This is a genomic window from Colwellia sp. BRX8-5 (assembly GCF_014077325.1).
Classification (GTDB): Bacteria; Pseudomonadota; Gammaproteobacteria; order Enterobacterales; family Alteromonadaceae; genus Colwellia_A.
Window position 1 is genome coordinate 50,741 of record NZ_JACGVR010000019.1, and the last position, 12,716, is coordinate 63,456.

6 protein-coding genes are annotated in these 12,716 nt (G+C 36.6%); 3 read left to right on the plus strand and 3 right to left on the minus strand.

The features are described from left to right. Positions 1–10 precede the first annotated feature (10 nt). Positions 11–3,166, plus strand: a complete 3,156-nt coding sequence (locus tag H4J62_RS13165) for an efflux RND transporter permease subunit (protein ID WP_182216616.1) — start codon at positions 11–13, stop codon at positions 3,164–3,166. A gap of 118 nt (positions 3,167–3,284) precedes the next feature. Here H4J62_RS13165 and H4J62_RS13170 read toward each other — a convergent pair whose 3' ends face one another. The 3 genes from H4J62_RS13170 to H4J62_RS13180 all read right to left on the minus strand — a co-directional run bounded on the left by H4J62_RS13170 (position 3,285) and on the right by H4J62_RS13180 (position 8,554). Next, the gene (locus H4J62_RS13170; RefSeq protein ID WP_182216614.1) at positions 3,285–4,826 is read right to left on the minus strand and encodes an EAL domain-containing protein; all 1,542 of its coding nucleotides are present in this window, start codon (positions 4,824–4,826) and stop codon (positions 3,285–3,287) included. Between the two features lie 339 nt (positions 4,827–5,165). Continuing rightward, positions 5,166–7,253 (minus strand): EAL domain-containing protein, encoded by a 2,088-nt coding sequence (locus tag H4J62_RS13175; protein WP_182216612.1) that lies wholly within the window; start codon positions 7,251–7,253, stop codon positions 5,166–5,168. Positions 7,254–7,519: 266 nt separating this feature from the next. Further along, a complete protein-coding gene (locus H4J62_RS13180; RefSeq protein ID WP_182216610.1) occupies positions 7,520–8,554 on the minus strand; it encodes a carbohydrate porin in 1,035 nt (344 codons plus the stop codon). Positions 8,555–9,075: 521 nt separating this feature from the next. Between H4J62_RS13180 and H4J62_RS13185 the strand changes: the two genes are divergently transcribed. Both H4J62_RS13185 and H4J62_RS13190 read left to right on the plus strand, forming a co-directional pair. Continuing rightward, on the plus strand, positions 9,076–12,060 hold the full coding sequence (locus H4J62_RS13185) for a diguanylate cyclase domain-containing protein (protein ID WP_182230277.1): 2,985 nt from the start codon (positions 9,076–9,078) through the stop codon (positions 12,058–12,060). Between the two features lie 323 nt (positions 12,061–12,383). Beyond that, positions 12,384–12,572 carry a hypothetical protein gene (locus H4J62_RS13190; protein ID WP_182218724.1) on the plus strand — a complete coding sequence of 63 codons (189 nt, stop codon included), beginning with the start codon at positions 12,384–12,386 and terminating at the stop codon, positions 12,570–12,572. The last annotated feature ends 144 nt before the right edge of the window (positions 12,573–12,716 follow it).

Sequence of the window (12,716 nt, forward strand, 5' to 3'; positions counted from 1 at the left end):
GAATAACACGATGTTAAATAAAATGATTGATTGGTCGATAGATAATCGGCTACTGGTGGTTATTGCACTCATCACCACTATGGCAGCCGCTATTATTGCCATTCCAAATTTAAATCTAGATGCATTTCCTGATGTCACTAATGTTCAAGTAGCGATAAATACCGAAGCACCTGGCTTAGCCGCTGAAGAAGTAGAGCAACTCATCACCTACCCGATTGAAGCGGTGATGTATGCCTTGCCTGATGTTGAACAAGTACGGTCAATATCAAAAACGGGACTATCTGGCGTTACTGTGGTTTTCAAAGAAGGCACCGATATATATTTTGCTCGTCAATTAGTTTTTGAGCGGCTACAAGCGGCAAAAGCACTAATCCCTCAAGGCGTTGGTTCACCTGCAATGGGGCCTAATACCTCAGGCTTAGGTCAGGTCTTTCAGTACTTACTCATTGCTGACAAAGAGGCGGGTTATAACTCAATGACCTTAAGAAGTTTAAATGATTGGCTAGTGAAATTATTGGTTATGCCAGTAGATGGCGTAACTGATGTTTTATCTTTTGGTGGTAGTGTTCGCCAATATCAAGTCAACATTGAACCCAGTAAATTACTTTCTTATCAGTTAAGCCAAGATGACATAGTTACCGCACTTGAAAACAACAATGCCAATGTGGGTGGTTGGTATATGAATAGAGGACAAGAGCAATTAGTTATACGAGGCACAGGTTGGTTTAATAGTGGTGAAGCGGGATTAGCAGACATTAAGCAGGTGCCAGTGAAAACCGTGTCTGGCACGGTAGTCACTATCGCAGATCTCGCCAAAGTAACTTTGGGGAGTGAAATTCGTCAAGGCGCGGCGACCATGACACGCAGAACCAAAAATGGCGAAGTTGAACGCTTGGGAGAAGTCGTTTCAGGTATCGTATTAAAGCGTATTGGCGCAAATACCAAGGCCACCATTGACGGAATTAACGCTCGAATACCCATGATTAATCAAGCCCTACCCAAAGGTGTGCGCTTTGAGCCTTTCTATGACCAAGCCGATTTAATTACTCAAGCGGTTAATACTGTTGTTGAAGCACTTGCCTTAGCTTTTATATTTATTGCGGTGATACTCGCCTTATTTTTAATGAATTTAACCGCAACATTTTTGGTGTTAATTTCGATACCTATCTCGGTCGCTATTGCGCTAATGGTAATGTCTTGGCTAGGGTTATCAGCTAATTTAATGTCATTAGGCGGGATTGCGGTCGCAATAGGTATGTTAGTTGATGGCTCGGTGGTGATGGTTGAAAATATCTTTAAACATTTACACCACTCTAGCGATCCCAACCATAAAAATAGCCAGCAACAAGATATCCCACTACAGCTAAAGGCTGCAGGAAAAGAAGTTGCTCGCCCGGTATTTTTTGCCGCAGCCATTATTTTGGTGGTCTTTACGCCACTCTTTAGTTTTGAAGGGGTTGAAGCTAAACTTTTTCAACCTATGGCTATTAGCATTATTTTAGCCGTAATATCTGCCATCCTAGTAGCACTTTTTGTAGTGCCGGCACTAGCAACGTTTATGTTTAACAAAGGTGTAAAAGAAAGGGAAAGTTTTATATTAACGCCTTTAGATAAGCTCTATCGAACAAGTCTTAAAGCCGCGATGAAACGCCCTAAGCTTGTGGTGTTTACTTGCATATCATTACTGGTTGCAGCTATATCATTGGTCCCCCAAATAGGCACAGAGTTTGTACCTGAACTTGAAGAAGGCACCATTAACTTAAGGGTCACTTTAGCGCCATCATCGAGTTTGGAAACAGCGTTAGCAGTAGCGCCTATTCTTGAAGAAAAGTTAATGGCGTTTCCTGAGGTAACCTACGCACTCAGCCGCATTGGCCGGGCTGAAATCGGTGGCGATCCTGAGCCCGTTAATAACATTGAAATATACCTAGGATTAAAGCCAATATCACAATGGCATAGTGCTAAAAGTCGCATCGAATTGCAAACGTTAATGGCAGAGGACCTTGAACAATTTCCTGGCTTACTGCTTAATTTTTCACAGCCAATTGCGACCCGTGTTGATGAATTACTGTCTGGGGTCAAAGCGCAACTGGCTATTAAATTATTCGGTCCAGAATTGTCCGTACTCGCCAGTAAAGGCGAAGAAATTGCAGCGGCGATAAAAGAGGTGAAAGGCGCGCGCGATGTCGCCTTAGAGCAAATAGCAGGAGAAGCCCAATTAGTCATAGAGCCAAAAAGACAGCAACTTTCTCGTTTTGGTTTGTCGGTTGGCGATGTTATGGATGTCATTAAAGATGGCATTGGCGGGGTGAGTGCTGGGCAGATAATTAACGGTAATGAGCGCTATGATATTTATGTCAGATTAGAAGAAAAATATCGTAACAGTCCAGAAGCCATTGCAGACCTTCGTTTACAATCGCCAACAGGTGCTTGGGTCCGTTTAGGAGATATCGCCACCATCACCTTTGAGTCAGGCCCGCCACAGGTACGTAGAGATAATGTTCAACGCCGAGTCGTTATTCAAGCAAATGTACAAGATAGAGATATGGGCAGTGTTGTTGCTGATATTCGTGAAATAATTGCCAGCACAGTAGACTTACCCTCAGGTTATTCTGTGGTTATTGGTGGTCAATTTGAGAATCAACAACGTGCGCAACAGAGGCTATTACTGGTGGTGCCACTCTCATTGGCATTAATTGCTTTGTTACTTTATTTTGCTTTTGGCTCGTTGGGTCAGGCAATGTTAATTTTGGTTAATGTACCGTTAGCGATTATTGGCGGTGTATTCTCGCTTTATCTTAGCGAACAATATTTATCTGTGCCGAGCTCTATTGGTTTTATTACGTTGTTTGGTGTTGCTGTGCTCAATGGCGTTGTTATGGTTGAGCGGATAAACCAGCATATTAGAGAAGGCTTATCAACGTCACAAGCAGTTTTCGACGGTGCGACATCGCGACTACGTCCAGTGTTAATGACCGCGATGACTTCCGCTTTGGGGTTGATCCCGATGATGATGTCTAATGGCGTGGGTGCAGAAATACAACGCCCCCTCGCGAGTGTTATTGTTGGCGGATTAGTCACCGCAACTTTTTTAACCTTATTTGTCTTACCTGTTTTATATAATTTTTTCTCTGCGGCGAAAATTAAACAACTGATAAAAGATTAATCTTATAAAACCCCTGAACAAAAATTGTTGAGGGGTTTTTAGTTAAATTAACAGCCAATATGCTTAATCGATAAGACTATAAATTAGCGGTTATAAAACCAAGAATCACCTAGGTTTACTAATCAAATTTGTAGTCACTATTATTGATCAAATAATGTTTAAATTCTGCTAATGGTAAAGCTTTTGTGTAATACCAACCTTGACCAAATTTAATATCCATTTTCAGTAATTCGTCTACTTGTAATCTATTTTCAATACCTTCTGCAATAATACTCGCGCCTAACTTATCCGCTATTGAAACAATATTTGGTATTAGGGTTGATCTAATTGAGCCTGTCTCAACTTCATCAATAAATGACTTATCAACTTTTAAGGTATCAATATCTAACAGCTTTAATTGAGATAGATTAGAGTAACCGGTGCCAAAATCATCAATAGAAATTTTAATACGACTTTTTGACAGTACTTCTAAGGTATTGCCCACTTTACTGTAATGTAACTCTTCATCTTCTGTTACCTCAAAGCAAACTTCAAGATTCGGTGTTATATTTTTAAACAGTTCGACTCCTTTGAGGATATTACCGTTATTGATATCTTTAGGATAAACATTAATGGAAAGATAAAAGGGTTCATTGATAATCTTAATATCTTTAAAATCGTCAATGGCTTGCAAGATAAGGTCTTCCGTCATCGACCAAGACATATCTAATTCAGCCACCACTGAAATAAATTGATCAGGGTAAAGCGGACCAATATGGTCTTCAAATCGAGCCAGTAATTCACAGCCAATAACCTTACCCGTTTGTAACTCAACAATAGCCTGATAATGTGGCTTAATACTTTTAAAAGATAAGGCTAATTTTATTCTTCTTTTGGTACTATAAATGTAACTATAAATCGATTGATAAGCATGTAAAGTTGCCACACCTGAAATCAAAGAAATAAACATTAAAATTAATAAAACAGGTGCAAGTTGGAATTCTGAAAAGTTTTTTTGCACAATAGCCACACAGATTAATCCTTTAGGGCCACAAAATTCAAAAGAGTGCGATAGTAATCCTGAGCTAAAATAAGGCTGACTACTTGTTGATTTTTTTTGATATATTCCAGGTTCACCAAAAAGATGAATAATTTCTTCACCTTTGAGTGCTAGCAGTTCATAGTTTTTAAATTTTCTGTGTTCATACAAAACACCTTGAAATGATGCGACTAAATTATAATTGTCCTTACGAATAACAATACCTTGTACCTTTCTATCGAAAGTGATCAACTTATGGTTAAACCAGAATTCATGGCCGTCCAGCATAAAGTCATAGCTAGGTCCCTTGATGGGTGTTTTTAAGATGCCAATTCCTGTGGTACAGGTCAATACGCCATTTTCGAGGAAGCCTATGTCCCTAATGTCATTTGATTCAAATTGAGATTTTCGCATTGCTAATAAATTTTCATCAGAGCAATAAGTAAAGTTTTGGTTATTTAATGACTCAATAACATCATATCCATAAGCTGTGGTATCCATTAAATCGCTAAGTATATTTTCTCCTTGCTCTAAAAGCTGACTTTTTAAGATGTAGGAGTAGCTATAAAATATCACCGTTAAACTAAAAATTATCCCACTTAAAAATGCCAAATACTTGGTAATTGAACCCATTCTTTGCATATACACAGCCCCAACTCAATTTATAACGTAATGATAATAATCATTTTAATATTTAGTTATAGGTCAATTTTTATGATAATACTAGCGCTCAAGTGATTAGTCATCGCTATAATTGCCTCTTGGCAAGTCAGTAGGTATTTTTAATCAATTGAGGCTTCTTTGTGGCGAGCACTTCATTAAGATATTAGCCTATTAATGAAGTATTACAGATTAGTAGCGTAAAATTAAAGTGCTTAATTGATACTGGTTAACGGTATTGCTAAATAGCCCCACAAAAGAATGCCTGTTACGGTGGTGTTCACTCTGCTAATAACAGAGTTGTAAACGTTAGCAATCATGTTACGCTTTGGGTTTGAAGTGAGCTGAAAAATCAAGTAATTGCTCGGCTGGTTTTGGTCGGCTAAAATAATATCCTTGCACTAAATCACAATCTAACTCTGCTAGTAAAGCAAGCTGTGACTGAGTTTCAACGCCTTCGGCAACAACAGTCATACCTAAGCTATGAGCCATAACAATAATAGTTTTAACTAACTGACAATCAGCCTTATTTATTGTGATCCCTTGAATAAAGCTTCTATCTATTTTGAGCACATCAAAGGCATATTCTCTTAAATAACTTAATGATGAATACCCAGTACCAAAGTCGTCCATTGATAGTTTTATACCTAGTTTTTCAACTTCAATTAAGGCGTCATGAATATAAGATTGACCACTCATTAACACCCCTTCAGTAATTTCAATTTCCAAACTGCTCGCATTAATCACTTCCTCATCAAGACAGTTTTTAATAAAAGTGAGTAACTCAACATCTCTAAATTGCCGAGGTGATATATTCACAGCCATAGTGTATGTTTTATGATCTTGTTTTTGCCATACATTTAAAAAGCTTAATGCTTGTTTAATAACAAACCGCCCAATCGGCACAATAAGGCCGGTGTGTTCTGCAATAGGAATAAATTCAACTGGCGCGATATTACCTAAAACAGAATTATGCCATCGCAACAGTGCTTCAACACCAATGACATTGCCACTTTTGACATCTAATTGAGGCTGATAATATAGCTCAAATTCATTACGTTCTAGTGCCCCATGCATTTGTTCTTCAATTTCAAAACGGCGCAACATCACAATATTCATTTCTTTAGTAAAAAATGAATACGTATTGCGACCTAAAGATTTTGCTTCATACATTGCGGTGTCAGCATTACGCAGTAGATCAGAGCTAGTGCAGCCATTTTCAGGGTATACAACAACACCAATACTTAAGGTAAGTATTAATTCTCTGCTATCAATATTAAAAGGTTCTCTAAAGGCTTGGAGTAAATTTTCAGCAATAATTGTTGCATCATGATGGCAGGTAATACCGCGCAACAGTACAATAAATTCATCCCCTCCTAAGCGGCCAACCGTATCTTCTTTTCGAACAACGTTATTTAAGCGCTTTGCCGATTTGATCAGTATTTTATCCCCCATCTCATGACCCAATGAGTCATTAACTTTCTTGAAATCGTCTAAATCAAGAAAAAGGACGGCTATTTGCTCATTATTTCTTTCGGCTTCAATCAGCATTTGTGATAAACGGTCGAGTGATAAAAACCGGTTAGGTAATAAAGTTAAGGTATCAAAATAAGCTTGGTTGCGAATTATTTCAGCAGACTTGTACTGTTCGCTAATATCCCGAATAATAGTTACTATTTGGTTATATTTTGCCAAATAGCTCATTCTAGCTTCAAAATATGCTAATCCATAAGGCATATTTAGCTCATATTCGAAAGTTATCATCTCTTCTTGCTGTTGTATTTTAGCCAAATGAGTTTCAAATTTTTTAACGACCTCACTAGGTAATACATCAGTCATACGTTGGCCAATAAAGTGCGCTGGTGAAACGTAAAGTTTTTTTTGTTCGCTTGCACGATAATCGATAATGGTCCCATCGACTTCCATTAAGAAGAATAAATCAGGGATAGCATCAATAATGGTTTTAAGCATATGGTCTTTGAATAGCGCTTGCGACTGTGCATACTTAACATCAGCTAAATTGACATCAATACAGTACATTTGTTTTTTATTATATTGATTAGTAAACATTACATGACTTGAAAGGACATTAATATCATTGCCATTTTTATGAGACAAGATGATCTCTGCAGTAGGAATTTTTATATCTTTGTTTATCCAATCATTGTGTGCCGCAACAACTGAATCACGCATAGCGGCGGGGATAATTAAGTCTTCTAATTTTTGTCCGCGAGCTTCTTGCTGGGTAAAACCGTAAAGTAATTCACTACCTATATTCCAATAAATGACCCGCCGATTTTCATCATATCCTTGCACAGAAACAACATTCACTGCATCAAATAATTGGTGCAGTGAATCATTAGTCACGTATTGTTGGGGCGCTATTGTGTTAACATTTTTTGATATCATATTTAGCTAAATCCAAAAGTTCCTTCTATTTTATAATAGACGTCAACTGTCGATTTGACAGCTAAAACATAATTAAATTTGAGCGCTATCAAGGTATTAATAGCTATATAATATTAGAACAACAGTCTGTTTATAGCAAAATCCGCTAGGATTAAAATTATTCAAAAGTAATCTTAGGGTAAATCTGAAATATTAAGAAGATGTTTAACTGGTAAGAGAAAAAGCATGTCGATAAATAAACGATTTCTTGTGGTTATTTATCTCCCCTAAAATTGGGCGGTTAAGCGTAAAGTAAAGATGAGTAAATCACTTACTGATTTGTCACCAGAAGGTGATGAAATAAATTGAAGATCAGGTTTGATATTTATTTTGTCATTTATTGGAAATAGATAAAATAACTCAGTAACTTGCTCACTATCCGCTCCAACAACATCCGCTTGGGTGAACCCTAGGCCCAAGGTATCTTCTTCACTGAAAAGTCCTTGGTAATTAACGCCAATACTAAAATGCTGATCTACAGCAACGACTTTTTTCTTTGCTTGTCCCCATTGCATAAAAGCACTAACTTTTTCATTAAAATAATGATCAGCAACGATATAGATATCTGTTGAGCTTGCTGATATTCGATCGCTACTTTCAAGATATGAATGATTCCAAGCCCCCAATTTCACCGAACTATTACCTTGGTAGTGCCACTGCACTTCAGCAATAGAGAAAAAATCATCAAAGTGATTATACTTAGCACTACTTTCGTAATAACCAAGTCGAGTTGTTATCGCTGAATTCAACTTATATTGGCTATAAATGCCTATACTTGGCTGAGGATAGGTGGGAAGACCTTGAATTGTTGGACTCACCCCCATAGAAGAGTTAATAAATTCCAGACCATATTCTGTAAAGGCAAAATCACTATTGGCGTCCATCTGTCCTAGCTTAATAAATAATTTTTTGTTGAGTTTTACCGCAAAAATAACTTCATATGCATGGTTAAAGTCTTGTTCATCAATATTACTAAACCCTTGAATATCAATAGCAATATCAGAACCTTGTTCACCACGTTGTACAGCATACCCTACTGAAATATAACTTTGCTTGCCAATAAGGTTAGTTAGATTTGTTTCAAAGCCAACATTGAGCAGACCGCGTATTACATTTTTAGAAAAAGTATTATTATCAATAAAAGAATTGTCGACAGTAATATCTGCATTAAATATAGTTTCTAACGCTTCAACCTCGGTTGTAGCAATTGTAATAAAAAAGAGTGTTATTGAAGAAATTTTATTTAACGTTTTTTTTAGCACAGTTCTGATACTCGTATTTTAAACAGACTTACATTAATTTTTTAAATTATACACAAATTAACTAATGGGTAACGTGCAATTAATGAAACGACTAGCGAAACTATACCTTTATCTAAATAACGATCTAACGCTATATGGCAGTTAAAAAGGTAAAATTACTGTTTAGATCAAGCAAGTTATAGTACATAGTTGCAATATATAGAAAATTTGCTAAGGTTTTCTTGGTGTTTATTCGTAGTGCCATTGAATTAACTTAAGGTGCGCTGCAACTCATTGTTTGTTAAAAAAGCTGTTAACCCTATTACTACAAATAAGTCATCAGATTAAAAACTATAGTAACAAGCTTGACCGAAAAATCCTGTTATTATCAGGGACAACGTAATTTCGTACTTAGCCACTTTTACTGTAGTAATTAAGTAAATATAACCCAGTATTTCTGATGATAGATAACGAGACGTATTATTGCTATTTATAAGTTATTTTTAGGACAATTAATTAATAAAATCATTCTATTGATTTTATTGGCTAATATTTTTTTTGTTTCACTGCCTGCTCTCGCTCAACAATATCGTTTTACGTTACTCAATGTTCAAGATGGCCTTCCTTCACTTAATATCAATCAAACATTCCAGCAAAGCAATGGCTTTATTTGGCTGGCAACAGATGCTGGAGTTAGTCGCTTTGATGGTAAAGCATTTGAGCATTACAAGTTCTCTCCAGGTAGCCCACGGCACATAAGCCACAATTTTATTACTAACATAGTAGAAGACAATGACGGTAATATTTGGTTAACAAGCGAACATGGGCTAAATAAAATTCGTCCTGATGGTAGTGTTGTCATTTACTTACAAGATGCTAAAAATCCTAATAGTTTATATTCAAACTGGACTGTATCTCTGCATGTTAATCATCAAAACGAGTTATGGATTGGCACAGGTAGCGGACTAAACCTATACAATAAAATAAAGGATAACTTTCAATTTATACCTTACTTTTCAAATGGTAATAAGTACCTTGTTACTATTTACGCTATGGTAGAAGATAAACTGGGACAGATATATACGATAACATCTAACGGTCTCGCTTTATTAAATAGAGAGCAAATGATTTTACAAGCAGTAGTGACCGATAATGCCGAGCACACAACACTTCTTGGTAAAGTAACGATGACTGCCGTTACTGATAACCAAGGCATACTTTGGATGGGTAGTGAAGCAGACGGTCTTATTTCATACAACCCTAAGACGAAAGCGGTTAAAAACTTTAAGCATACGCCAAATAATATTAATAGCCTTGCCGATAACAGCATTTATGCTTTGTCTTTGAGCGAGCAAGGTGATTTGTGGATTGGCCATGCCTATAAAGGAATAACAATATTTACACCACAAACGAATACTTATCAACATATTAAAAATCAACCCTTTTCTCTTTCAAGCCTTCCTTCTAATATGATCACCCACATATTTTTTGATCGTTCAGGCATGGCATGGATCTCAACCGACAATGGTATAGCCACCTATAGTCCATATACGAGCGCAAGCTATATATACCCTAGAAAAGCTGACAACAAAGGTCTTTCAAGTAATTTAATTAACCACATAGTCATCGATAAAAATATAGCATGGTTAGCCACCGGACAAGGGCTTAATACCCTCGACTTAGAGACCAGTGAAATTAGCCATATAAATTTAGATGGCCTGACTCAATATCAATTTTCTCATGATAGCATTTGGAATATTTCTCTCATAAATAATGAACTCATGTGGTTATCATCTGATCAAGGTATTAGCTTATTCAATCATCAAGCCAATACATTAAATCACTTTGATAATGCTAATGGCAATTCACAAGGCTTTCCAAGTAACGAATTTTATACACTCACCCAAGATAAAAACAATGAGATGGCTATATGGATAACAGGCTATATAAACGTTGGATTACTATTGTTTGATCAAGAAAAGGGCATCAATAAACAATTTCTCAATACCGAAAATAATAAATATTACGATGAAGGGAATTTTACCTATCAAACGCTTATCGACGATAATGGCGCTATGTGGATGGGAACCACTGACGGTATATTTAAAGTCGACCTTAACACTGGCGCATCAACCCAATACAATCTTGGTATTAACGGCGCAAATGTCAGGGTCAGTGGCATAATTCGTCTAGCATCTGGAGATATTTGGGCAAGCACACAAGGCGGTGGGCTGGTTCGTTTATCTTTTTCGGGGCCTGATAAACGCACTGTTAATATTAAAACAATGACCAAAAAAAATGACCTGTTCAACGGTCAATTAAAATCAGTTATCGCTCAAGGAGAGAGTCGACTTTGGTTTACTACCAGCAATGAACTCTACATGTATAACATTTATACTCAGCAAGTAACTCAGTATAAGTCTTTACTCTTGGACAAAAATTTTAACTTCATTGAAGCGGCTATTGCCATCGTTGATAACACCTTACTATTAGGGACCAACAAAGGCTTAATTCGTGTTGAAACAGATAAGTTATCGCAAAATAACTTTAACCCCCCGATCCAAATAACTGAGATCCTAGTTGCCAATAAGAGCACGGTAATAGTCAGTGATAAAACATTTTCTGAAAGCTTGGTTCTCGATGGTGAAAACCCCAATATTCAAATTTATTTTGCTTCGCTTGATTATACAGCACCTAAAAACAACCATTACCGATATCAGCTTAAAGGTTTTGATAGTGATTGGGTTTACAGTGAGAATACTAATTTTGTTCAATACACTAATTTAGATCCGGGCAGTTATCAGTTTGTTGTCCAAGGAACAAACAGTGATGGCGTATGGAGTCGAGATCAATCGACAATGATGATCAAAGTTGCCATGCCCATTTGGTACTACCTCTTTATGGTGTTATCACTTATTACGCTTGCAGTTTCAATTCGTTATATCATGTTTAAAAAACAAAAGTTGATAGAGCTGCATCAACGAGCAAACTACGACGCCTTAACAGGATTGGCTAATCGCTATTATTTAAACCAAAAATTAAACGAATTAGTTGCTAAAAAGGACAGTTATTTTGCCATTGTCTTTGTAGATATCGACCATTTTAAAGAAGTTAACGATACCTTGGGCCACGACGCAGGTGATCAGTTGATTATTCAAATAGGTAAACGATTGCAATCATGCTTAAGAGCTCACGACCTTTTAGCTCGTTTAGGAGGTGACGAATTTGCCATTATCATTATTATCTCCCCTGATGATGATGGCCTTGCGCATATAGTTGAAAGAATGCACAAAAGTATTAGTGCTTTGTATCATATTGATGATCAACGGGTTAAAAGTTCAGCAAGTATTGGTGTCGCCAAATTTCCTCATGACGGAAATGACAGTAAAACGTTACTTAAAAATGCCGATATTGCCATGTATGCAGCTAAAAATTCAGGTAGAAATAACGTTAACTATTACAGCCCGATTTTAAGTGAAAAAATGTTAGAAAAGTTTGAAATTCGCAATGCCTCAACACCAGAGTAACTTGAACCTTATTGTTTCTATAGTAGTGAATTAATTGTCTTGCATCTTTATTTTCATACTTATTAGACTGGTCTTCTTAGCGGTATTCTAGAATAAATGATTATTTAACGATCGTTAAGCCATTTAAAAATAGCAGCACGTTGTTAGCTAAATTTGATGATGACGTTATTATAACGTAGTGGTGATATACACTATATTTAAGAGATTATTATAGGTGAATATTGTTGAACAATGACATCTTGCGTTGCAGTGAGTCTATATCGCAATAATGCCCAAATATGTCAGCTAACAAATTAAAACGACTCCTAAAGGAGTGGTTATGTATGACTAAGATACTTGTTTATGCTTTTTTACCTTGCGCTTTAATTGCTAAACCGAAAAGTGCAAGAGCGAATAACCACAGCCTTGCAAGCTCGGGAACTTCAGTGACGGCAAGACCATCAGCAGAAGTTCTGAGCTCGCCATTGGTACAATCTTTTTTACCAATAACAGTATCAGCACCAATTCAATAAAGTTACTTGCTGAATAAGCGCCGCCAAGTCTACTTTTTGTATTGGTTGGAGCCAAGTGACAAAAACTTTAGAGTTATTACTTTAAATATTTAAAGCTATAAATTGTATTTATGTGTTAACTTAAAATCAGTTATTCAGATTTAC